This is a genomic window from Citrobacter sp. 172116965, assembly GCF_013458095.1.
Lineage (GTDB): Bacteria > Pseudomonadota > Gammaproteobacteria > Enterobacterales > Enterobacteriaceae > Citrobacter > Citrobacter braakii.
On the sequence record NZ_CP046673.1, the window covers coordinates 1,270,294 to 1,291,929 of the forward strand.

23 protein-coding genes and 1 other annotated feature are annotated in these 21,636 nt (G+C 51.8%); of the genes, 13 read left to right on the plus strand and 10 right to left on the minus strand.

Features of this window, described 5'->3' with window-relative positions:
- Positions 1–182 precede the first annotated feature (182 nt).
- Positions 183–434 (plus strand): hypothetical protein, encoded by a 252-nt coding sequence (locus tag GPJ68_RS06020; RefSeq protein ID WP_016152065.1) that lies wholly within the window; start codon positions 183–185, stop codon positions 432–434.
- On the plus strand, positions 431–649 hold the full coding sequence (locus GPJ68_RS06025) for a hypothetical protein (RefSeq protein ID WP_016152066.1): 219 nt from the start codon (positions 431–433) through the stop codon (positions 647–649). Before GPJ68_RS06020 ends, GPJ68_RS06025 begins: the two co-directional genes overlap by 4 nt.
- 59 nt (positions 650–708) lie before the next feature.
- Here GPJ68_RS06025 and GPJ68_RS06030 read toward each other — a convergent pair whose 3' ends face one another.
- Complete coding sequence (locus GPJ68_RS06030) at positions 709–2,136, minus strand: PLP-dependent aminotransferase family protein (protein ID WP_104651309.1); 1,428 nt, start codon at positions 2,134–2,136, stop codon at positions 709–711.
- A gap of 87 nt (positions 2,137–2,223) precedes the next feature.
- On the opposite strand from GPJ68_RS06030, the gene GPJ68_RS06035 reads away from it, so the two are divergent.
- Together GPJ68_RS06035 and GPJ68_RS06040 are read left to right on the plus strand one after the other, a co-directional pair.
- Positions 2,224–2,853 carry a YitT family protein gene (locus GPJ68_RS06035; RefSeq protein ID WP_016155872.1) on the plus strand — a complete coding sequence of 210 codons (630 nt, stop codon included), beginning with the start codon at positions 2,224–2,226 and terminating at the stop codon, positions 2,851–2,853.
- Between the two features lie 64 nt (positions 2,854–2,917).
- Positions 2,918–3,271 carry a DUF1428 domain-containing protein gene (locus tag GPJ68_RS06040; protein WP_003831033.1) on the plus strand — a complete coding sequence of 118 codons (354 nt, stop codon included), beginning with the start codon at positions 2,918–2,920 and terminating at the stop codon, positions 3,269–3,271.
- A 51-nt stretch (positions 3,272–3,322) separates the two neighbouring features.
- Here GPJ68_RS06040 and GPJ68_RS06045 read toward each other — a convergent pair whose 3' ends face one another.
- Positions 3,323–4,876 carry an EAL domain-containing protein gene (locus GPJ68_RS06045; RefSeq protein WP_180837176.1) on the minus strand — a complete coding sequence of 518 codons (1,554 nt, stop codon included), beginning with the start codon at positions 4,874–4,876 and terminating at the stop codon, positions 3,323–3,325.
- Positions 4,877–5,064: 188 nt separating this feature from the next.
- On the opposite strand from GPJ68_RS06045, the gene GPJ68_RS06050 reads away from it, so the two are divergent.
- Positions 5,065–5,325: a type B 50S ribosomal protein L31 gene (locus GPJ68_RS06050; protein ID WP_104651311.1), complete on the plus strand. Its 261-nt coding sequence runs from the start codon at positions 5,065–5,067 to the stop codon at positions 5,323–5,325.
- Position 5,326: 1 nt separating this feature from the next.
- Positions 5,327–5,467 (plus strand): type B 50S ribosomal protein L36, encoded by a 141-nt coding sequence (gene ykgO, locus GPJ68_RS06055; RefSeq protein ID WP_005125190.1) that lies wholly within the window; start codon positions 5,327–5,329, stop codon positions 5,465–5,467.
- Between the two features lie 78 nt (positions 5,468–5,545).
- On the opposite strand, the gene GPJ68_RS06060 is transcribed toward ykgO, so the two are convergent.
- The 6 genes from GPJ68_RS06060 to acrA all read right to left on the minus strand — a co-directional run bounded on the left by GPJ68_RS06060 (position 5,546) and on the right by acrA (position 12,338).
- The gene (locus GPJ68_RS06060; protein WP_016152071.1) at positions 5,546–6,016 is read right to left on the minus strand and encodes a YlaC family protein; all 471 of its coding nucleotides are present in this window, start codon (positions 6,014–6,016) and stop codon (positions 5,546–5,548) included.
- Between the two features lie 116 nt (positions 6,017–6,132).
- Entirely contained in the window at positions 6,133–6,684 is a 552-nt protein-coding gene (maa, locus tag GPJ68_RS06065; RefSeq protein ID WP_103283555.1) for a maltose O-acetyltransferase, read from the minus strand.
- Positions 6,685–6,864: 180 nt separating this feature from the next.
- Entirely contained in the window at positions 6,865–7,083 is a 219-nt protein-coding gene (locus tag GPJ68_RS06070; protein ID WP_002892050.1) for an HHA domain-containing protein, read from the minus strand.
- 27 nt (positions 7,084–7,110) lie between these two features.
- On the minus strand, positions 7,111–7,485 hold the full coding sequence (tomB, locus tag GPJ68_RS06075) for an Hha toxicity modulator TomB (protein ID WP_003021733.1): 375 nt from the start codon (positions 7,483–7,485) through the stop codon (positions 7,111–7,113).
- Positions 7,486–7,972: 487 nt separating this feature from the next.
- On the minus strand, positions 7,973–11,122 hold the full coding sequence (acrB, locus tag GPJ68_RS06080; RefSeq protein ID WP_016152073.1) for an efflux RND transporter permease AcrB: 3,150 nt from the start codon (positions 11,120–11,122) through the stop codon (positions 7,973–7,975).
- A gap of 22 nt (positions 11,123–11,144) precedes the next feature.
- Positions 11,145–12,338 (minus strand): multidrug efflux RND transporter periplasmic adaptor subunit AcrA, encoded by a 1,194-nt coding sequence (gene acrA / locus GPJ68_RS06085; RefSeq protein WP_047416860.1) that lies wholly within the window; start codon positions 12,336–12,338, stop codon positions 11,145–11,147.
- 141 nt (positions 12,339–12,479) lie between these two features.
- On the opposite strand from acrA, the gene acrR reads away from it, so the two are divergent.
- Both acrR and mscK read left to right on the plus strand, forming a co-directional pair.
- Positions 12,480–13,130 carry a multidrug efflux transporter transcriptional repressor AcrR gene (gene acrR, locus GPJ68_RS06090; RefSeq protein WP_016152075.1) on the plus strand — a complete coding sequence of 217 codons (651 nt, stop codon included), beginning with the start codon at positions 12,480–12,482 and terminating at the stop codon, positions 13,128–13,130.
- Positions 13,131–13,257: 127 nt separating this feature from the next.
- Entirely contained in the window at positions 13,258–16,623 is a 3,366-nt protein-coding gene (gene mscK / locus GPJ68_RS06095) for a mechanosensitive channel MscK (RefSeq protein WP_016152076.1), read from the plus strand.
- Between the two features lie 74 nt (positions 16,624–16,697).
- On the opposite strand, the gene rsmS is transcribed toward mscK, so the two are convergent.
- Together rsmS and priC are read right to left on the minus strand one after the other, a co-directional pair.
- Positions 16,698–16,859 carry a pleiotropic regulatory protein RsmS gene (rsmS, locus tag GPJ68_RS06100; RefSeq protein WP_016155875.1) on the minus strand — a complete coding sequence of 54 codons (162 nt, stop codon included), beginning with the start codon at positions 16,857–16,859 and terminating at the stop codon, positions 16,698–16,700.
- Positions 16,860–16,873: 14 nt separating this feature from the next.
- Positions 16,874–17,401, minus strand: a complete 528-nt coding sequence (gene priC, locus GPJ68_RS06105; protein ID WP_103283557.1) for a primosomal replication protein N'' — start codon at positions 17,399–17,401, stop codon at positions 16,874–16,876.
- Positions 17,402–17,470: 69 nt separating this feature from the next.
- Here priC and GPJ68_RS06110 point away from each other — a divergent pair, with 69 nt between their 5' ends.
- From GPJ68_RS06110 to recR, 5 genes are all read left to right on the plus strand, one after another.
- Complete coding sequence (locus GPJ68_RS06110) at positions 17,471–17,848, plus strand: DUF454 family protein (RefSeq protein ID WP_104651312.1); 378 nt, start codon at positions 17,471–17,473, stop codon at positions 17,846–17,848.
- Between the two features lie 193 nt (positions 17,849–18,041).
- On the plus strand, positions 18,042–18,593 hold the full coding sequence (apt, locus tag GPJ68_RS06115; RefSeq protein ID WP_006685676.1) for an adenine phosphoribosyltransferase: 552 nt from the start codon (positions 18,042–18,044) through the stop codon (positions 18,591–18,593).
- A 118-nt stretch (positions 18,594–18,711) separates the two neighbouring features.
- Positions 18,712–20,640, plus strand: a complete 1,929-nt coding sequence (gene dnaX / locus GPJ68_RS06120) for a DNA polymerase III subunit gamma/tau (RefSeq protein ID WP_019076181.1) — start codon at positions 18,712–18,714, stop codon at positions 20,638–20,640.
- Positions 19,973–20,037: a sequence feature (DnaX frameshifting element), on the plus strand. Its footprint overlaps the gene before it by 65 nt.
- A 58-nt stretch (positions 20,641–20,698) precedes the next feature.
- On the plus strand, positions 20,699–21,028 hold the full coding sequence (locus GPJ68_RS06125) for a YbaB/EbfC family nucleoid-associated protein (RefSeq protein WP_003021764.1): 330 nt from the start codon (positions 20,699–20,701) through the stop codon (positions 21,026–21,028).
- Positions 21,028–21,633: a recombination mediator RecR gene (gene recR, locus GPJ68_RS06130; RefSeq protein ID WP_016152082.1), complete on the plus strand. Its 606-nt coding sequence runs from the start codon at positions 21,028–21,030 to the stop codon at positions 21,631–21,633. Before GPJ68_RS06125 ends, recR begins: the two co-directional genes overlap by 1 nt.
- Positions 21,634–21,636: the final 3 nt, after the last annotated feature.

Consider the following 21,636-nt stretch of genomic DNA (forward strand, 5'->3'; position numbering starts at 1 on the left):
GCCGTTCGGCAATTTCTCTTCTGTTTATCTTCTTTTCTTTGTCATCGGATCGTCATTTTATTGTCATCAAATACTGTCACTGTGTTTCGGGGATGTTATTTGAGCTTTTGCCGCCGCCATTGGGGTGTAATGACATGGTCTTACATCCGGTGTGTTGTGGCTGACCACAAGGATTTTCTACGATGTCGACCGCTGTATTGAATGTCAAAGTTGATGAGGCGCTAAAAGAAAAGCTTCGCCATTATGCTGAAGTGCATAATGAAAATTTGAGTATCGCCACGGAAAAACTGCTACTAATCGCGTTTTCCGCCATTGAAGAGGTGGGAGTCTCCGCTGAGGATATCGATAGCCAGCATACGGAAGAATCCGTAGTTGACGCACTGACTCCTAAAGAAATCAAAGCATTGCGAAGATTACTGAAGAAGAAAAAATGAAACAACAATCGCTCTCAACCGCCTGTAATTATGGCGAAGCCTGTGAAATGCTGCGCTCCGGTTATGTGAAACATGTTCGTCTGAGCTGGAATGTCGGCAGCGATGAGTTCTTCCGTATTGCCTCCGACTGGTGTGATGCCGGGGCAAAAATTAAGAAAGACGGTGAGAATTTCGTGATTTCCCTGAAGGGTTTTCCGGTTCCTCCTCAGCGGTAGTATTGCCAGGACCTCCTCGTCCATCACGGCATTCAAGAGCGAGTCCTTTAACTCGTCGTTTAGATTATTTTACGCATTTTCCCGCTGCTGGCCTGCAAACACAGGCTATCCCAAATGGGTTGCAACACTCTGAAGGCGGCACACGCTGTGTCATCCGGCAACGTGAAGGGCATACGCAAAAATCGGTCGAATGCGCCATCAAGGCCGAACCGCGTACCGGTTCCCAACTGAATGCCTGCACTTTCGGCGCGCGTGGCAAAGAGCGTCGCCAGCGTATCAGGCAGTTCAACCCAGAAAGAGAGTCCTCCTTGTGGCTGGGTAAACTGCCATTCCGGGAAATGTGAGTTCATCAGGCGCGAGCACAGGTCTCGCTGTGATGTGAGTCGGCGTCTTCTGTCAGGAAGAAAGTCCTCGGCGTTATCCAGCAGCCAGCTGGTGGCGAGTTGTTCAAGCACCGGGGAGCCCAAATCGAAGGTGTCGCGGGTTTGGACCAGCGCGGCAATGGTACGCGCCGACGCCCGAATCCAGCCCAGACGTAATCCGCCCCAAAAGCTTTTCCCTGCTGAACCGAGCAGGATGATCGGGGCATCGCGATTGAATGCGGCAAGCGGCGGTGGCGGTGGGGCGTCATACCACAGGTTCACCATGGTCTCATCGACCACCAACGTCGTGCGGGTTCTTTCAGCAATATCCGCCACGACCTGGCGAGTAGCGGTGTCCATACAGCGCCCGGTCGGGTTGTGAAAATCCGGCATCAGATAGGCCATTCTCGGTGCAGTTTGCGCGATGGTGGCGACCAGACCCGCCGTATCCCAACCGTGCTCGGGCAGCGACACGCCGACGGGGCGACATGACGCCCCTTGTATTGCTGCAATGGCCAGCGGATAAGTGGGGTGATCTACCACTACGCGATCGCCGGGGCCGGTGAGTAAACGCAGGATCAACGCCAGACCGCTAACCGCGCCGTTCACGACCATTATTTCGTCGGGCTGCGTCGGGAGACCGCGTTCGCAATAATGCCGGGCGATGGATTCACGCAAAACCGACAGTCCCTGCGGTAGATACCCGGAGCTCAGCAGATGCTGCGGCATTGCGAACAGTGCCTGCTGGTAAGCCTGATGAATTTCAGGACCGGCACTCAGCGCTGCCGTGGACAAATCAAGCGCTGTGCCAGTGCTGGTCCGCGTAGGCACATGGCGAATGTGTTCCGGCAGGATCACCCGTGAACCGCTACCATGTCGGCTTTCCAGATATCCCTCCTCACGCAGTTGCGCCATGGCGCTGGCGACGGTGGTTCGGCTGACTTGCAGAACGGCAGCGAGTTCGCGTTCACCGGGCAAGCGGCTATCCAGCGCCAGTCGCCCATCGAGGATCAGCAAACGTAACGCTTCTGCCAACTGTCGCCAGATGGGCGTTCGCGAGGGACTTTCTTGCCAGTGTCCGAGCAGGCGTTGCAAAGACTGGCTTCCGTAACGGCGAGATGACATAGCAGTCCACTTTTTGAAAACTGGACATTAATCATAGTGCCAATAGCGGTGAAGATGAAAGTTATCTGAGAGTAAGAGGGGAAGAACATGCTGCGTCGTTTACTTCAGCTGTTTATTGGGCTGACGCTGTACGGTGTGTCGACGGCGATGTTTGTCCGTGCCGATTTAGGGGCCGATCCGTGGAACGTGTTTCACCTGGGGGTGGCAAATTTACTGTCGATGAATATCGGCGTGGTGATTATTGCCGTGGGTGTGTTGGTGCTTCTGGCGTGGATACCGCTACGCCAGCGCCCAGGGTTTGGCACGTTGAGCAACGTGATTATGATTGGACTGGCGGCAGATGTCGCGCTGCTGGTGATTCCGGGATTTGAATCCCTGCTGGCGCGCAGCGGGCTGCTGGTGTCAGCGGTGATACTGAATGCGTTAGCAACCGCTCTGTACATTGGTGCCGGTTTTGGCGCGGGCCCGCGTGACGGTCTGATGACTGGAATTCACGCGCGTACCGGCTGGCCAGTACGACGAATTCGAACCGCAATCGAAGTGTCCGTGTTGCTTATTGGTTGGCTGCTGGGGGGAACCGTTGGGTTTGGAACGGTGCTGTATGCACTGGCTATTGGGCCGCTGATTCAAATTTGCCTGCCATGGTTTTGCCATCAGCCGCAGGCGCGTATTCGTATCAGGAATGCGCCTGGGGCACGATCGCCTGCTGGCGACTAAACTTAACCTCGACTGACGCGGCCGGAATCGGCTTGCCGCGCAGTACACTTCGGAGGTTTTTCTCATGAAGTATGTTGATGGCTTTGTGGTTGCCGTACCCGCTGAAAACAAGGAGGCGTACATTGCGATGGCGGCAAAAGCAGCTCCGCTTTTCAAGGAGTTCGGTGCATTGCGCGTGGTGGAGTGCTGGGCAGATGATGTCCCCGACGGCAAACTGACCGATTTTCGCATGGCTGTGAAAGCGCAGGATCATGAAGAAGTGGTATTCAGCTGGATTGAATACCCTTCCAAAGAGGTCCGCGATGCGGCGAATCAGAAGATGATGTCCGATCCCCGTATGAAGGAATTCGGTGAATCTATGCCATTTGATGGCAAGAGAATGATCTACGGTGGATTTGCGCCCATTATGGAAGAGTGATGTGACTGGCTGTGCGGCGTGCCGCCAGCCATCTCACCATCAACAGCCATGCTAAAGCCGTTTTTCTGCCCACAGAATAAATTCCGCTTTCGGCAGCGCTTTACTGTAGAGCCAGCCCTGACCGTACTGCACGCCGTGCTGGCGTAGCCAGGCTTCCTGATTCTCGGTTTCAATACCTTCTGCCACCATCTCCAGCTTCAGCGTTTTCGCGATCTCGATGATATGCGGCGTGACGTTGTTGTACTCCAGCGCATCGACGAACGATTTGTCGATCTTCAAGATATCCACATCCAGATCCTGCAAATAGCTAAGACTTGAATAGCCGGTACCAAAGTCATCAATATAGATCGAATGGCCTGCCTGTCGGTATTTAGCAATAAACGGCGCGCTGTTTTTTGGGTCGACAAATTCGCGTTCGGTCAGTTCCAGCGCGATTTGTGCAGGCTTAAGTTGCCAGTGGTTCACCTTCTGGCTTAACAGAGCAGGAAGTGTTTCGGAGGTCAGATCGGCTGACTCAAGGTTAATGGATATATGCTGGTGGGGATATTGACGCAGCCATTTTCCTAAATCGTCAAATACGCTTTCAATAATCAAACGGGTGAGCGGCTCTGAAAGCCCGGTCTCTTGCGCCAGTGCGACGAAAATCTCAGGCGACAGATAGCTCCCGTCGGCCTGTGGCCAGCGAGCCAGCGCCTCTGCCCCGACCACTTTCCCCGTTTTGAGCGAGATAATCGGTTGGTAGTAGACCTTGATATCCCGATGCTGGATAGCGTCCTGCAACTGGTGATGAGGGGACTGCAAACGGCGCAAAATACGCAGAATAAAGGCTGCGGTGAGTAAGCCGAGAAGGATCCCTGCCGGCAGCCAGATTAGCGCTTGTCGGTGCCAGCTCTTTTGCAAAGGTACAGTGGATGCCCAGGTTACAACCGTAATGCCCAGTTCGGGGAAGGGGCGGGCGTTATAAATACTGCCGTCTTTCTGCAGATGGGTAATCGAATGCTCTAGTTGCACATGTTGTAAAACATCCGGTGGCAGATCGGTGCTACTGGCTACCACCGTGTTACGCGCGGTACCAATGATAGCGACTTCAATCGGCCATGAGCCAAACGGGATGACATCAATAAAAGAACCGGGATCGATCATCACGACGTAATGCTTGCTACCTAATGCCGCCATAAAACGCTTGATGCCCAAATCGTTTTGCATGGTCAACCATGCGTGGTAGCCATCGGGCGTGATTTTCATTGCTGGAGGAAACGCGGCTGCCCGGCTTCTTTTTTCCAGGGATGAGCATTGTGGAACGTTATCTTTGAGGTACAGCACTTCCTGAATATAGCGATAGCTATATGACAAACGACGCATTTCAAGCAGATGCTCTTCACTACAAGGTTCACCCTGAAAAGCTTCAATATGGCGCAACGCTTTTTTGGCCTGTTCACCTACGCGTTCCGTACGTAATGCGACTCGGGTTGAGAACATATCGAGCTCATCGATAAATTTCGTTTCGACCTGACGATGCGCCAGCCACAGGCTTAAACCTACGGGCGCGAGGATGGAAAGAAACAGCACCCCAGTCACCAGGCTTATCAGATGTCGTGTTATCACAGTGATATCCTTATTAACACAGCGTAGGGAAAGTATATCCGAAAGCCGAAAAAGCTATTCGATTGGCATCATATATTTACGGCCACTTATCATCCCGTTTAACTCTTAATCGCGTAAACCAGGTTGTGATTTATACAAGAGTGGTGTATTTTTGTGGTTATGTTATAACGTAACAAATTGAGGTTGCCATGAAGCCGGATATTCATCCTTTTTACCGTACTGTGGTGTTTCACGATACCAGCGCCAATGAATTTTTGAAGGTCGGCTCGACCATTAAAACGGAACGTGAGATTGAGTTTGAGGGGAAAATGTATCCGTACGTGACCCTGGATATCTCTTCCAAATCGCATCCGTACTATACCGGGAAACAAAAAACCTTTGATAACGAAGGCAGTGCAGCACGTTTCCAGAAACGTTTTGGTCATTTTATTGGCACTAAGCGAGGTTAAGATGCAGGTACTCAATTCACTTCGTAGTGCAAAACAGCGTCATCCTGACTGCCAGATAGTGAAACGCAAAGGACGTTTGTACGTAATCTGCAAAACGAATCCGCGCTTTAAAGCTGTTCAGGGTCGTAAAAAAAGACGTTAGTTTCTTTACCAACATTTCAGGGATTAAAGTGCGTTTCCTTCATCGGGACGCACTTTTTTTATCTGCGTTGAGATGTGGTTACTGGCTGGTCTGGGGACGGGTTAGCGTAAAGACATCGTAAAACGAGAGTTCACCCTTACGCGATATCATCTTTTGCAGCTGCGCTTTATGTTCGCTATCGACGGAAGGTGAGTGCAGGATGGTATCGATGAGTGAAGGGGGGACAAAGCGCGTGTTATACCATTCCCCGTTATAGCAAACTCTGAAATCCAGTACGTCGATATCTTCAAAGCGGTATCGCGGCGCAACGTCGAAAAAGAAAAACGCGTTGAGTATGACGAACAGAACCACCAGCAGCCATACTGAATCGACTAACGTTTCTGACTGCAGCATCACCGCCAGCGTGGCAAACCACGCAACATACATGCCGATGAACAGGCCGGGATGTTTGCGAATAAAGCTGATGCTAAAGCGCGGTTTGTTGTCGCGCTTTTCGCGAATATTTAAGTCGTCGATGGTTTCGGTAAGCAGGCGCTGTATTTCTGTCATCTCTTGCCTTTGTAGTGTCTGCGATATTCAGATGCGATCGCCCTATTTTAAAAGGGGATACCTTGTGAAGAAAGTAACAGATTAACCACAATTTAGCATAACAGTTACATTTAAGATCACAGCGTTTTGATAATCCTGGCGGGATTGCCCCCAACCACGCAGTTTGCCTGAACGCTTTTCGTGACCACCGCGCCTGAGGCCACAACCACGTTATCACCCAACGTTACGCCAGGGTTTATCACTGCGCGTCCACCTATCCAGACGTTGTTGCCAATAGTCACGGGTTTGCCGAGCTCCATGCCACTGTTTCGCTCGGTGGCATCCAGCGGGTGGGTGGCTGTATAAATATGGACTCCTGGGGCTAACATGCAGTTGTCGCCAATATGGATCGGGCAGACGTCGAGCATAACGCAGTCGAAGTTGGCGTAAAATTCTTTACCGAGATAAATGTTATAGCCGTAATCACAACGAAAAGAGGGTTCAATGTAAGCCCCTTCGCTCTGGCCCAACAGCTCATGCAGGATAGCTTGTCGCGCATTTTTTTCATCGGGAGCGGTGAGATTGTAGCGATGGGTCAACTGACGAGCGCGTAATCGGTCGTGGCGCAATGTTTCATCCGCCGGGCGATAAAGTTCACCGGCGATCATTTTTTGCTTTTCATTACTCATTACGAATTTCCTGTGTACTGGAGGTCATTTCAACACAGTAAAACGCAATGCAAACAAGGGGAACGTTCCCACTTCTTCGCTGTGATCGTAGTCACGTGATTTGATTTAAATAACCATTGTAAATACAAAAATGGTCAGCCAGACAAATGTACCGCTATACCTGACTTAACCCGTGAGCAATTAGCGAATGAATTTCCAAACAGAAGTTGGAATCTTGTCGTAGAGCTTATTCATGGTCAATTCCGCAAGGCGGTGATCTGCTGCTGAGTAAAATACAGCCAGTTCGTTGTCGGACAATTCATATTTATTTTTTTCAATAACGCGCTCAAGTGTGTCAATTGTCTGACAACGTCGCAGGCGCATCAAATAATCAGTTTTAGTTAATGGTTTATCGGACATAAATCTTACCTATGATTGTAATAATTTTTAACAAGACAAACTAACAGGATTAGCCCTGGTGGCATTGACAAAACAGCGAAACAGTCGATTACCTGACTTCCGCCATTTCTGCAGATCCTGCGTATTAATACCATAACTGCTGAACAACATAAAAGTGTCATCCAGGTATTCATCTATCTGCGCGATCAGCTTATTGTCCTCATTGTACTTAATTTTATAATTAAGTGCGAAGGTTGCAATATGCTCTATCAGTTCATTGAGCTGCAAGCTGGTGGCAGAGGTAGGGTCATTAACCCAGCCATGGTTACTTTGTTCAAGGTTTGCAAGACAGTCATGATACAGGGTTTCGCAGAGAAATTTAAGCTGCGCGATATCATGTCTTTTGGGTGAGTATTCATCCATAACGCATCCCCTTCTTCGTGGCTTAAACTAACCGAACACCTTCGGGATGGATACAACAGACTACCTGGAACTTGCCCGCGACTCCTGATGATTTAACTATAATCTAGTCTAAAAAAGATTTCATCGTCATATCACGAAAAATTACAATTATGCAAACTTATGATGTCAGGTCATTTTTACATTTTAACAGATAAATGCGGTTATTCGGAATCGGACAATTTCTTTATTCTTCGGGCAATCATCGAGTTATCTTGATTAGGTTTAGCAACGAAAGGTAACAATCGACAATGTGAACCGCTTACCAGGAATAATCTTAATATTTATTAAAGTAAATAAGAACTCTCAATGATTTTTAAGAATAGCCTTTAAGGCTACAGGGATTATATCGCTTATTTACCCTGGAGAAAATAAACGAAATAGCAATAAGTGATTTTTATGATTTTTCCAGAAAAAAGGCCGCTTGCGCGGCCTTATCTTTAGAGATCTATCAATGATGGTCTACTGAGTGGCTATGCTCAAGATCTTCACTTTTGCGGCTAAAGCGGCGGCGTACCACCACAAAGAACACCGGAACAAAGAAGATAGCCAACACGGTTGCCGTCACCATCCCGCCCATTACGCCAGTACCAACGGCGTTCTGCGCGCCGGAGCCTGCGCCGGAGCTGATAACCAGCGGCATTACGCCCAGAATAAAGGCCAGCGATGTCATCAGGATCGGACGTAAACGCATGCGGACCGCATCCAGCGTCGCCTCTATCAGACCTTTACCCTCTTTATCCATCAAGTCTTTGGCGAATTCGACGATAAGTATCGCGTTCTTCGCCGACAACCCAATGGTTGTGAGCAGGCCTACCTGGAAGTAAACGTCGTTGGTCAGGCCGCGGAACGTTGCCGCCAGCAATGCACCGATAACACCTAACGGTACCACCAGCATGACGGAGAACGGAATTGACCAGCTCTCGTACAATGCCGCCAGACACAGGAATACGACAATCAGTGAAATGGCATACAGAGCAGGGGCCTGGTTGCCGGACAGTCGTTCCTGGTAGGACATACCGGTCCAGTCATAGCCGATACCGGATGGCAGTTTGCTGGCCAGTTCCTCCATCATTGCCATGGCTTCACCGGTACTTTTACCCGGTGCGGCCTGGCCTAAGATTTCCATGGAAGGCAGACCGTTATAGCGTTCCAGACGCGGTGAACCATATTCCCAACGTGAGGTAGAGAAGGCGGAGAACGGTACCATCTGTCCATCGCTACCGCGGACATACCAGTTTCCAATATCTTCCGGCAACATACGGTATTTCGCTTCAGACATGATGTAAACTTTCTTCACACGACCACGGTCGATGAAGTCATTTACGTAGCTTCCGCCCCATGCTGCACCCAGCGTTGTATTAATATCACTAATGGATACACCCAGAGCCTGCGCTTTTTCCTGATCGATATCGATCTTGAACTGCGGCGTGTCTTCCAGACCGTTAGGACGTACGCCGACTAACAGATCAGGATGTTTCGCAACTTCACCAAACAGCTGGTTACGCGCCTGGGTTAGCTTCTCATGACCTAAACCTGCCTGGTCAATCAGCTGGAAGTCGAAACCGGTCGCGGTCCCTAACTCCACAATCGCTGGCAGGTTAAAAGCAAAGACCATCGCGTCTTTAATCTGCGAGAATGCGCCCATCGCACGTTGAGTAATTGCCTCAACCTTGTTCTCCTCGCCTGGACGTTCACTCCAGTCTTTCAGAGAGACGAACGCGATACCGGTGTTCTGACCACGTCCTGCAAAACCGAAGCCGTTAACGGCAAACACCGATTCAACGTTCGCTTTTTCTTTGGTCAGATAGTAATCCGTCATTTCGTCCAGCACCTTCTGGGTACGCTCTTGCGTTGCACCCGCTGGCAGCTGAGCCATTGAGAGGAATACCCCCTGGTCTTCATCCGGCAGGAACGAACTTGGCAGACGAACAAACAGATAGGCCATACCCACGACGATGATCAGATACAGCGCCAGATAACGACCGGTGCTGCGCAGAATTCCGCCCACGCTGTCGGTGTAATGGTGCGTGCTCTTATCGAACATGCGGTTAAACCAGCCGAAGAAACCTTTTTTGCCTTCTCCGTGATCGCCTTTAGCAACCGGTTTGAGCATGGTCGCACACAGGGCAGGGGTCAGAATCAATGCCACCAGGACTGATAACGCCATCGCCGAAACAATGGTGATGGAGAACTGACGGTAAATTGCACCGGTAGATCCCCCGAAGAAGGCCATCGGAATAAATACCGCTGACAGCACCATAGCGATACCAACCAGTGCGCCCTGAATCTGGCCCATCGATTTACGCGTTGCTTCCTTCGGCGGTAGCCCTTCCTCAGCCATTACACGTTCAACGTTCTCGACCACAACGATGGCGTCATCCACCAACAGGCCGATGGCGAGCACCATCCCGAACATCGTCAGCGTGTTTATTGAGAAGCCGAAAATCGCAAGGACGGCAAACGTACCCAATAGCACCACCGGCACGGCGATAGTCGGAATCAGCGTCGCGCGGAAGTTCTGCAGGAACAGATACATTACCAGGAACACGAGGATGATGGCTTCCGCCAGCGTTTTCACTACTTCGTGAATAGAGATTTTCACGAACGGCGTGGTGTCATACGGGTAAACGATCTTCAGACCTGACGGGAAGAACGGTTCCATCTTCTTCAGTTCATCGCGGATAGCGTTTGCAGTGTCCAGGGCGTTAGCGCCTGTCGCCAGCTTGATACCCAGACCGGATGCCGGTTTACCGTTGAACTTCGCAATGATGTCGTAGTTCTCGCCACCCAGTTCGACTTTCGCTACGTCACGCAGACGCACCTGGGAACCGTCCTGATTCACTTTCAGCAGAATTTTGCTGAACTCATCGGCGGAGGTCAGACGGGTTTGCGCGATAATCGAAGCGTTAAGCTGCTGGCCTTTCACCGGCGGCGTACCGCCTAACTGACCGGCTGCAACCTGGGCGTTCTGCGCTTTGATGGCGCTAATCACATCAACCGGCGTCAGCTGGAAGTTATTCAGTTTGTTCGGATCCATCCAGATGCGCATCGCGTACTGGGAACCGAACAGCTGAACATCACCCACACCTGAAGTACGGCTGATGGCGTCCTTCATGTTGGCGCCCACGTAGTCGGAAATATCCTCCTGCGTCATGGTGCCGTTGGTGTTGATTACGCCGACAACCATCAGGAAGCTACTGGATGATTTCTCAACGCTCACACCCTGTTGTTGTACTTCCTGCGGCAGAAGCGGCATTGCCAGCTGCAGTTTGTTCTGCACCTGTACCTGCGCGATATCCGCATCAGTACCAGACTGAAAGGTAAGCGTGATCTGCACGGTACCCGTGGAGTCACTATTTGAGGACATGTACATCAGGTTATCGATACCGTTCATATTCTGTTCGATAACCTGCGTAACAGTATCCTGTACTGTTTTGGCATCAGCGCCAGGGTAGGTCGCGGAGATCGTCACTGCTGGCGGTGCAATAGTCGGATATTGCGCTACCGGCAATTTGAGGATCGCGAGCCCCCCTGCCAACATGATGATAATGGCGATCACCCACGCAAATATTGGGCGATCGATAAAGAAATTAGGCATGTCTTAACGGCTCCTGTTTAAGTTAAGACTTGGACTGTTCAGGCTGGCTACCGCTTGCAGCTTGCTGGTTGTTTTCAGCGGTGATTTCCTGCGCTTTTACCTGCGCGCCAGGACGTACTTTTTGCAGCCCAGTGACAATCACGCGGTCGCCCGGTTTAAGTCCATCAGTGACTAACCATTTGTCGCCAATCGCTTGTGCGGCGACAATTTGACGGGTTTCAACTTTGTTGTCTGCACCGATAACCAATGCACTGGCATCGCCACGCGGCGTGCGGGTAACGCCTTGCTGTGGAACCAGTAATGCAGTTGGGTTAGTCCCTTCTTCCAGACGAGCACGGACGAACATACCCGGCAGTAAGGTGTGATCCGGGTTAGGGAAGATTGCGCGTAACGTAATCGACCCGGTGGTTTGATCTACCGTGACATCAGAAAATTCCAGTGTACCGGACTGCGGGAATTTAATGCCGTCATTGGTCACCAGTTCGACTTTCGCTTTACCGTTTTCTTGCTTCAGCGTGCCGTTGGCCAACTCTTGTTTCAGGCGCAGGAAATCGTTGCTTGACTGCGTCACGTCCACATAGATGGGATCCAACTGCTGAACGGTTGCCAGTGCGGTTGCCTGACCGTTTTGCACCAGAGCGCCTTCAGTAACGGATGATTTACCAATGCGGCCGCTGATCGGCGACGTCACTTTGGTATAAGCCAGATTGATGCGTGCAGTTTCTACCGCGGCTTTCGCGGCGACAACGGAGGCGTTCGCCTGTTGTGCGTCTGCCAGTGCACTATCGTAATCCTGTTGACTGATGTACTTAGTACCCAACAGTTTCTGATAACGTTTGACCGTCAGTTGAGCGATATTTGCTGCGGCTTGTGCTTTTGCTAGATCGCCTTTTGCGCTTTCATAAGCGGCCTGGTAAGTAGCAGGATCAATCTGATAGAGAGATACACCCGCTTCGATGTCACCACCTTCCGTGAAATTACGCTTCAGGATAATACCGCTAACCTGAGGACGAACTTCTGCAATGCGATACGCACTGGTGCGACCCGGGAGTTCGGTTGTTATCTGTAGAGGTTCAGTTTTGAGCGTAACAACTCCAACCTCTGGCATCTGCTGGCCCCCTTGTTGGGCCTGTTTGTCGTCACATCCTGTTAGCGCTAAGCTGCCTGAGAGCATCAGAACGACTGCCAGAGGCGTTAACCCTCTGTTTTTGTTCATATGTAAACCTCGAGTGTCCGATTTCAAATTGATCAATGGCTGAAAGCCCATAAACCCATTGCTGCGTTTATATTATCGTCGTGCTATGGTACATACATTCACAAATGTATGTAAATCTAACGCCTGTAAATTCACTGACCTATGGCACGAAAAACCAAACAACAAGCACAGGAAACTCGACAGCACATTCTCGATGTCGCTCTGCGTTTGTTTTCGCAACAAGGGGTATCATCCACCTCGCTTGCGGAGATCGCAGCAGCCGCTGGTGTCACGCGCGGCGCGATCTATTGGCATTTCAAAAACAAATCGGATTTATTCAGTGAAATCTGGGAGCTAGCAAAACCTAACATTGATGAGTTAGAGACTGAGTATCAGGCAAAATTCCCCGACGATCCACTATCAGTATTAAGAGAAATTTTAATTTACGTTCTTGAAGCTACCGTGACAGAAGAACGCCGACGTTTATTGTTGGAAATTATATTCCACAAATGCGAATTTGTCGGGGAAATGGCCTCAGTTCAGCTAGCTCAGCGCAGTCTGTGTATTGAAAATTACGACCGTATCGAACAAACATTGCGGCACTGCATGAACGCCAACATGCTGCCGGAAAATCTGAACACGCGTCGCGTGGCGGTGCTGCTGCGTAGTTATGTTACCGGAATTATCGAGAACTGGTTATTTGCCCCTGAATCTTTTGATCTGAAAAAAGAGGCACGGGAATACGTCGCCGTGCTGCTTGAGATGTGTCTTCTCTGCCCAACCTTGCGGGTTAACGTAGCGGAAACCTGTTAAATCTCTGGGTCTGTACCAGGAATTCTCCTGGTCATTTTGCCTCCTGCTATTCTGCCGGTCACAGCCGTGATATTCTTGCCGCTTGACTATTTTCGGTCACTTTTCCGGTTCAGAAACCTTCATTCTCATGACTATGTTGCAGCTCTATAAACGTTCACAGCATCTTATTGCTATTACCATTCTTTTCTTCATTCTATTGCTATCCTGCCAGTCATCTGCATTTGCGCGGGCGCAACAGAGTGGTGAACTGCCGACGAAAGCGGATATTCAGAGCCAGTTAGACACGCTGAATAAACAAAAAGATCTCTCCGCACAGGATAAGCTGGTTCAACAGGATCTCATCGATACCATTGCCACGCTGGATAAAATCGATCGTGTGAAGGATGAAACCGTACAGCTTCGGCAAAAAGTTGCCCAGGCGCCGGAGAAAATGCGTCAGGCGACGGATGCGCTAAATTCGCTTAGCGATGTCGATAATGACGATGAAACGCGAAAAACGCTGAGTACGCTCTCCTTACGACAGCTTGAGTCGCGCGTGTCGCAGGTCCTGGATGACCTGCAAAGCTCGCAAAACGATCTGGCTGCTTACAACAGCCAACTGGTATCGCTGCAGACACAGCCAGAGCGTGTACAAAATGCGATGTACACCGCGTCGCAACAGATGCAGCAAATCCGCAATCGACTCGATGGCACCACTGTGGGAGAGGCGGCTTTACGCCCCAGCCAGCAGGTGCTGCTGCAGGCGCAGCAAGCGTTGCTGAACGCGCAGATCGACCAGCAGCGTAAGAGCCTCGAAGGGAATACCGTTTTGCAGGATACCCTGCAAAAACAACGCGATTATGTGACGGCGCACAGTAACCGCCTTGAACACCAGCTCCAGCTCCTGCAAGAGGCGGTGAACAGCAAACGACTGACGTTAACCGAAAAGACGGCACAGGAAGCGGTAACGCCGGACGAAGCCGAGCGTATTCAGTCCAATCCGTTAGTGAAGCAGGAACTTGATGTTAACCATCAGCTCAGCCAGCGCCTGATTGCCGCGACTGAAAACGGCAACAGCCTGATGCAGCAAAATATCAAGGTCAAAAACTGGCTTGACCGCGCGCTGCAATCCGAACGCAACATTAAAGAGCAGATCGCCGTTCTGAAAGGCAGTCTGCTGCTGTCGCGCATTTTATATCAGCAACAACAAACGCTGCCGTCGGCGGATGAGCTTGCCGATATGACCAACCGGATCGCCGATTTGCGTCTGGAGCAGTTCGAAGTCAACCAGCAGCGCGATACGTTGTTCCAGAATGATGCGTTTGTCGCCAAACTGGAAGAAGGGCACAGCAACGACGTTAACCCTGAAGTCCATGATGCCCTGCTGCAGGTTGTGGATATGCGTCGTGAACTGTTGGATCAGCTAAATAAGCAGCTGGGCAACCAGTTGATGATGGCGATTAATCTGCAAATCAACCAGCAGCAGTTAATGAGCGTGTCGAAAAACCTGAAAGAGATCCTCACGCAGCAAATCTTCTGGGTTAACAGTAACCGTCCGATGGACTGGGACTGGATCAAAGCCTTCCCGCAAACCCTAAAAGACCAGTTTAAGTCGATGAAAATCACGGTGAACTGGGAAAAAGCCTGGCCCGCCGTATTTATTGCGTTCCTGGCGGGGCTGCCGCTGCTGCTTATCGCCGGGTTAATCCGCTGGCGTTTGAAGTGGCTGAAGGATTATCAGGCAAAATTAGCCGCCGCGGTGGGGAACCTGCGCAATGACAGTCAGCTTAATACGCCAAAAGCGATTCTGATCGATCTCATCAGAGCCTTGCCGGCGTGTCTGATTATCCTCGCGGTGGGTCTGATTCTGCTGACTATGCAACTGAATATTAGCGACCTGCTGTGGGCGTTCAGTAAGAAGATGACCATCTTCTGGCTGGTGTTTGGTCTGTGCTGGAAGGTGCTGGAAAAAGATGGCGTGGCGATACGTCATTTTGGCATGCCAGCGAAGCAGACCAGCCACTGGCGTCGCCAGATTGTGCGTATTAGCCTTGCGCTGTTGCCGCTTAACTTCTGGTCGGTCATTGCTGAGCTGTCGCCGCTTAATTTGATGGACGATGTGCTTGGCCAGGTGGTCATTTTCCTCAACCTGCTGCTGATCGCCTTCCTGGTATGGCCAATGTGCCGCGAAAGCTGGCGTGACAAAGAGTCGCATGGTCTGCGTCTGGTCACTATTACCGTGCTGTCTATTATTCCGATTGCATTAATGGTGCTGACGGCGACAGGGTATTTCTACACCACGCTGCGCCTGGCGGGCCGCTGGATTGAAACGGTCTATCTGGTTATCCTCTGGAATCTGCTGTACCAGACGGTGCTGCGAGGGTTGAGCGTAGCGGCACGCCGTATCGCCTGGCGTCGTGCGTTAGCGCGTCGTCAGAACCTGGTGAAAGAAGGGGCCGAAGGCGCAGAGCCGCAGGAAGAACCGACTATTGCGCTGGAACAGGTTAACCAGCAAACGCTGCGTATAACCATGCTGGTGATGGTTGCCCTGTTTGGTGTTCTGTTCTGGGCCATTTGGTCTGATTTGATCACCGTGTTCAGCTATCTCGACAGCATAACGCTCTGGCATTACAACGGCACCGAAGCGGGTGCGGCAGTGGTGAAAGATGTCACCATGGGCAGCCTGTTGTTTGCGATTATTGCGTCAATGGTCGCGTGGGCGCTGATCCGCAACTTACCCGGCCTGCTGGAAGTGCTGGTGCTCTCGCGACTGAAGATGCGCCAGGGGGCTTCTTATGCGATCACCACGATCCTGAATTACGCCATCATCGCCATTGGTGCGATGACGGTCTTCGGATCGCTCGGCGTTTCGTGGGATAAGCTACAGTGGCTGGCCGCTGCTCTCTCGGTTGGTCTTGGTTTCGGCTTGCAGGAAATTTTCGGTAACTTTGTTTCCGGTCTGATTATTCTGTTTGAACGCCCGGTACGCATCGGCGATACCGTGACCATCGGTACGTTCTCCGGAACGGTCAGCAAGATCCGTATCCGTGCCACCACCATTACTGACTTCGATCGCAAAGAGGTGATCATCCCGAACAAAGCATTCGTGACGGAGCGGTTGATCAACTGGTCGCTCTCCGATACCACCACGCGTCTGGTGATCCGCATTGGCGTGGCCTATGGTTCGGATCTGGACAAAGTGAAGAAGGTGCTGTTGCAGGCGGCGACAGAACACCCGAAAGTGATGCACGATCCGGAACCTGCAGTGTTCTTTACCGCCTTCGGTGCCAGCACGCTGGATCATGAGCTGCGTTTATACGTGCGTGAATTGCGCGATCGTAGCCACACGGTTGATGAACTTAACCGGGCGGTCGATCGTTTGTGCCGTGAAAATGACATTGATATCGCCTTTAACCAGCTCGAAGTTCACCTGCATAACGCGAAAGGTGACACCGTGACCGAGGTTAAACGTGACATCATTAAAGGTGACGATCCGACGCCTTCGGTAGGTTAACAGAAATAATCATCAGGCCTGCGAGCTTCGATTCATTCGTAGGCCTGATAAGTGCAAAGCCATCAGGTTTTCAGTTACAGCTCTTTTTTAGATAAAGAGAGTAGTTTCTTCTCGTAATCCTGCTTCACAATCTCCAGTGCTTTCAGAACTGTTTCAGGCTCCATCTGATTCTCTTCAAGCAGGACAATCAAATCGACGGCCAGTTTGACTTCATCTGGGGCGTTCTCTAATGACATAAATTCTCCGGGGATTAGCGGGTTAAACGCGCCAGCATGTTATCTATTCTTGCCAGTGCATGACGACAGCGTGCCAGTCGTGCTTCGAATGCCTCTACTTCGCGATGCAGTTTTTGCTGTTCTTCAAAGCCTGTAACCTGTGCCAGGCGTTCTTTACGTTCACGCGTCATTTCAACCAGGCGGCGCTCAAACTCCTGGTGTTGAACTCGCTTACGCTGCCAGCGCGCCAGACCAGGAGAGGCGCAGTCCCACTCCCGGAGCGACCAACTGGCGGTTTCACGTGAAATCGCCTCTAACTGTGAGGCAAGGTGTTCCGTAAGCCAGGTAATTTGTGGTAGTTGTTGCTGTTCAACTGCGCGACGTAGAGCAGTGAGATTATCATCAGCTTCATCCAGACAGGCCTGTAGCAACGTGCTGCGGGTGTGAAACAGATGCCTGTCAAAGCGGGCGCTAAGCGTGGCATGGTGTGCCAGTGGGGCACAACGCTGCCGCAAGCGGTTAAGCTGGTTTTCGAGCGTCTGAAGCAGCATGACGGTTTTCACGACAACACTCCGATGAAAATGAGAACTGTTATGATAAAGTAGCGATTCTCTGTGTTAAGTATTCATATTATGCAACGCATTATTCTAATCATCATAGGCTGGATAGCGGTAGTGTTAGGAACGCTGGGCGTTGTATTGCCTCTGTTGCCGACAACGCCGTTTATCTTGCTGGCCGCCTGGTGTTTTGCTCGCTCATCGCCGCGTTTTCACGACTGGTTGCTGTACCGTTCGTGGTTCGGCGGGTATCTGCGCCACTGGCAAAAACACCGCGCGATGCCGCCGGGAGCAAAGCCGCGCGCTATTTTGTTGATCCTGGTAACGTTTAGTTTTTCACTGTGGCTGGTCAATATGATGTGGGTACGCGGCCTGCTGCTGGTTATTCTCGCCTGTTTACTGATTTTTATGTGGCGGATCCCGGTGATTGATGAAAAACAACAAAAGCAGTAAAGCGCAATAAACGCTGTTGCAATTGTCTCTCACAGCCAGTAAATTCGACCGTTTTCGAGCACAGGCGCAGGTGGTCAAAGGTTAAGCAAATATAACCTTGGCTCTTATACAGACACAAAATCATTCAAGATACGTCGAGGATGAAGTGTATTGTGCGCCGTGAAGTAATACTGTATTAATCAGGCACAAACTTATGACCGCGACTGCACAGCAGCTTGAGTTTCTCAAAAATAGCATCAAAAGCATCCACGATTACCCAAAACCGGGCATTCTTTTTCGTGATGTCACCAGTTTACTAGAAGACCCGAAAGCCTACGCCCTCAGTATTGAATTGCTGGTTGAACGCTACAAAAATGCGGGTATCACTAAAGTGGTTGGTACCGAAGCGCGTGGCTTCCTGTTTGGCGCGCCGGTAGCGTTGGGTCTGGGCGTTGGTTTTGTTCCGGTACGTAAACCCCGTAAGCTTCCGCGTGAAGTTATTGCTGAGAGCTATGAGCTGGAATACGGCACCGATCAACTGGAAATCCACGTAGATGCCATCAAACCTGGTGATAAAGTCCTGGTTGTGGACGACCTGCTGGCAACTGGCGGCACGATTGAAGCGACCGTGAAACTGATCCGCCGTCTGGGTGGCGAAGTGACCGATGCTGCATTTATCATTAACCTGTTTGATCTGGGTGGCGAGCAGCGTCTGGAAAAGCAGGGACTGACCTGTTATAGCCTGGTTCCATTCCCGGGCCACTAATTTCGGGCTATCTTATCTCGGCAGATTAATACCGAGACACACAACCTCGCCGTCGCTGCGAGGTTGTGTTAGCATTATCCCCCTGTGAATCCACCCTCCAGCCTTTCAGAGCCTGCCAATGAGTTATCAGGTCTTAGCCCGAAAATGGCGCCCACAAACCTTTGCTGACGTCGTCGGCCAGGAACATGTGCTGACGGCACTGGCGAACGGCTTGTCGTTAGGGCGTATTCATCATGCTTATTTGTTTTCCGGCACCCGTGGCGTCGGGAAAACGTCAATCGCCCGTTTGCTGGCGAAGGGATTAAACTGTGAAACCGGCATCACCGCTACGCCGTGCGGCGTGTGTGATAACTGCCGTGAAATCGAGCAGGGGCGCTTTGTCGATTTGATTGAAATCGACGCCGCCTCACGCACCAAAGTCGAAGACACCCGTGACCTGCTGGATAACGTCCAGTACGCGCCAGCGCGCGGTCGCTTTAAGGTCTATTTGATTGACGAAGTGCACATGCTGTCGCGCCACAGTTTTAACGCCTTGCTGAAAACGCTCGAAGAGCCGCCCGCACACGTTAAGTTCCTGCTGGCGACCACCGATCCGCAGAAGCTGCCGGTGACTATCCTGTCGCGCTGTCTGCAATTCCATCTTAAAGCGTTGGATGTCGAACAGATTCGCCATCAGCTTGAGCATATCCTCAAAGAAGAGCATATCGCCCATGAGCCACGTGCGTTGCAACTGCTGGCTCGCGCCGCGGACGGCAGCCTGCGCGATGCGCTGAGCCTGACCGATCAAGCGATCGCCAGCGGCGATGGTCAGGTCTCGACCGACGCGGTCAGCACCATGCTTGGTACGCTGGACGACGACCAGGCGCTTTCGCTGGTTGAAGCGGTTGTGGCTGCGGACGGCGAACGCGTTATGACGCTGGTGAACGATGCCGCCGCGCGCGGTATTGAATGGGAAGCGCTACTGGTTGAGATGTCGGCTCTGCTGCATCGTATTGCCATGGTTCAGCTTTCACCTGCCGCGCTCGGCAGCGATATGGCCGCCATTGAACAGCGTATGCGCGAACTGGCGCGAATCGTCCCGCCAACCGATGTGCAGCTTTACTACCAGACCCTGTTAATCGGGCGCAAAGAACTGCCGTATGCGCCGGACAGGCGAATGGGCGTTGAAATGACGCTGCTACGTGCGCTGGCTTTTCATCCGCGCATGCCGCTCCCGGAACCTGAAGCCCCGCGACAGTCTTTTGCCCCGGTCGCCCCCACTGCGGTGATGAACCCTACGCAGGTGCCGCAGCAGCCTGCGGCAGCGCAACAGCAACAGAATGTACCGCTCTCCGATGCTACCAGCCAGGTGCTGGCGGCACGCAGCCAACTGCAACGCGCTCAGGGAGCAACCAAACCAAAAAAGAGTGAACCGGCAGCCGCTTCCCGCGCGCGGCCGGTGAATAATGCTGCGCTGGAAAGACTGGCTTCGGTGTCGGAACGTGTTCAGGCGCGTCCAGCGGTCTCTGCGCTGGAAAAAGCGCCAGCGAAGAAAGAAGCGTATCGCTGGAAAGCGACCAATCCTGTTGCAGAAGTCAAAGAGGTCGTCGCTACGCCGAAAGCGCTGAAAAAAGCGCTTGAGCATGAAAAAACGCCAGAACTGGCGGCAAAGCTGGCGGCTGAGGCCATCGAACGCGACCCGTGGGCTGCACAGGTAAGCCAGCTCTCGCTGCCTAAACTGGTGGAGCAGGTGGCGCTTAATGCCTGGAAAGAAGAGAATGGCAACGTGGTTTGCCTGCACCTGCGTTCCACGCAGCGACACCTTAACTCCAGCGGCGCGCAGCAAAAACTGGCCGAAGCATTGAGTTCCTTAACGGGGTCAACGGTTGAATTGACCATCGTTGAAGATGATAATCCAGCGGTGCGCACGCCGCTGGAGTGGCGTCAGGCCATTTATGAAGAGAAACTCGCGCAGGCGCGTGAGTCGATTATTGCGGATAATAACATTCAGACGCTGCGTCGTTTTTTCGATGCGGACCTGGACGAAGAGAGTATTCGCCCCATTTGATCGTCAGCCATTACGGTTTGACGGTCGTCATCCCTTAACGTGATTGAGAGAGAAGCCTATGTTTGGTAAAGGCGGTCTGGGTAACCTGATGAAACAGGCCCAGCAGATGCAAGAAAAAATGCAGCAGATGCAGGAAGAAGTCGCCAAGCTGGAAGTGACCGGCGAATCTGGCGCGGGTCTGGTAAAAGTAACCATCAACGGCGCGCATAACTGCCGTCGTGTGGAGATCGATCCAAGCCTGCTGGAAGACGACAAAGAGATGCTGGAAGACTTGGTTGCTGCGGCATTCAACGACGCCGCGCGCCGTATTGAAGAGACGCAGAAAGAGAAGATGGCCTCTGTTTCCTCCGGAATGCAGCTGCCTCCTGGCTTTAAGATGCCGTTCTGATGCAAACCAGCCCGCTGTTAACTCAGCTTATGGAAGCTCTGCGCTGTCTTCCGGGCGTTGGCCCGAAGTCTGCGCAGCGCATGGCGTTCACGCTGCTTCAGCGCGATCGCAGCGGCGGGATGCGTCTGGCGCAGGCGTTAACGAAGGCGATGTCGGAAATCGGCCACTGTGCCGATTGCCGCACATTCACAGAACAAGACGTCTGCAACATCTGCTCGAACCCGCGTCGCCAGGAAAATGGTCAGATTTGCGTGGTGGAGAGTCCGGCGGACATCTACGCCATTGAGCAAACCGGGCAATTTTCCGGACGTTACTTCGTGCTGATGGGACACCTGTCGCCGCTGGACGGTATTGGTCCTGATGATATCGGGCTGGATCGTCTTGAGCAGCGGCTGGCATCTGAGCAAATCAGCGAACTGATCCTGGCGACCAATCCCACGGTCGAAGGAGAGGCGACCGCCAACTATATTGCTGAGCTTTGCATGCAATATGACGTTGAAGCCAGCCGTATCGCCCATGGCGTTCCGGTTGGTGGCGAGCTGGAAATGGTCGATGGCACCACGCTGTCGCACTCTCTGGCAGGACGACACAAGATTAAATTCTGAACA

Bases quoted from the DNA above. Each gene is read 5' to 3' on its own strand.
- dnaX (WP_019076181.1), top strand. From the start codon at position 18,712: ATGAGTTATCAGGTCTTAGCCCGAAAATGGCGCCCACAAACCTTTGCT.
- acrA (WP_047416860.1), bottom strand. From the start codon at position 12,338: ATGAACAAAAACAGAGGGTTAACGCCTCTGGCAGTCGTTCTGATGCTC.
- GPJ68_RS06035 (WP_016155872.1), top strand. From the start codon at position 2,224: ATGCTGCGTCGTTTACTTCAGCTGTTTATTGGGCTGACGCTGTACGGT.
- acrR (WP_016152075.1), top strand. From the start codon at position 12,480: ATGGCACGAAAAACCAAACAACAAGCACAGGAAACTCGACAGCACATT.
- GPJ68_RS06050 (WP_104651311.1), top strand. From the start codon at position 5,065: ATGAAGCCGGATATTCATCCTTTTTACCGTACTGTGGTGTTTCACGAT.
- mscK (WP_016152076.1), top strand. From the start codon at position 13,258: ATGACTATGTTGCAGCTCTATAAACGTTCACAGCATCTTATTGCTATT.
- GPJ68_RS06125 (WP_003021764.1), top strand. From the start codon at position 20,699: ATGTTTGGTAAAGGCGGTCTGGGTAACCTGATGAAACAGGCCCAGCAG.
- GPJ68_RS06110 (WP_104651312.1), top strand. From the start codon at position 17,471: ATGCAACGCATTATTCTAATCATCATAGGCTGGATAGCGGTAGTGTTA.
- rsmS (WP_016155875.1), bottom strand. From the start codon at position 16,859: ATGTCATTAGAGAACGCCCCAGATGAAGTCAAACTGGCCGTCGATTTG.
- GPJ68_RS06025 (WP_016152066.1), top strand. From the start codon at position 431: ATGAAACAACAATCGCTCTCAACCGCCTGTAATTATGGCGAAGCCTGT.
- GPJ68_RS06070 (WP_002892050.1), bottom strand. From the start codon at position 7,083: ATGTCCGATAAACCATTAACTAAAACTGATTATTTGATGCGCCTGCGA.
- acrB (WP_016152073.1), bottom strand. From the start codon at position 11,122: ATGCCTAATTTCTTTATCGATCGCCCAATATTTGCGTGGGTGATCGCC.
- maa (WP_103283555.1), bottom strand. From the start codon at position 6,684: ATGAGTAATGAAAAGCAAAAAATGATCGCCGGTGAACTTTATCGCCCG.
- tomB (WP_003021733.1), bottom strand. From the start codon at position 7,485: ATGGATGAATACTCACCCAAAAGACATGATATCGCGCAGCTTAAATTT.
- ykgO (WP_005125190.1), top strand. From the start codon at position 5,327: ATGCAGGTACTCAATTCACTTCGTAGTGCAAAACAGCGTCATCCTGAC.
- GPJ68_RS06020 (WP_016152065.1), top strand. From the start codon at position 183: ATGTCGACCGCTGTATTGAATGTCAAAGTTGATGAGGCGCTAAAAGAA.
- GPJ68_RS06040 (WP_003831033.1), top strand. From the start codon at position 2,918: ATGAAGTATGTTGATGGCTTTGTGGTTGCCGTACCCGCTGAAAACAAG.
- apt (WP_006685676.1), top strand. From the start codon at position 18,042: ATGACCGCGACTGCACAGCAGCTTGAGTTTCTCAAAAATAGCATCAAA.
- GPJ68_RS06030 (WP_104651309.1), bottom strand. From the start codon at position 2,136: ATGTCATCTCGCCGTTACGGAAGCCAGTCTTTGCAACGCCTGCTCGGA.
- recR (WP_016152082.1), top strand. From the start codon at position 21,028: ATGCAAACCAGCCCGCTGTTAACTCAGCTTATGGAAGCTCTGCGCTGT.
- GPJ68_RS06060 (WP_016152071.1), bottom strand. From the start codon at position 6,016: ATGACAGAAATACAGCGCCTGCTTACCGAAACCATCGACGACTTAAAT.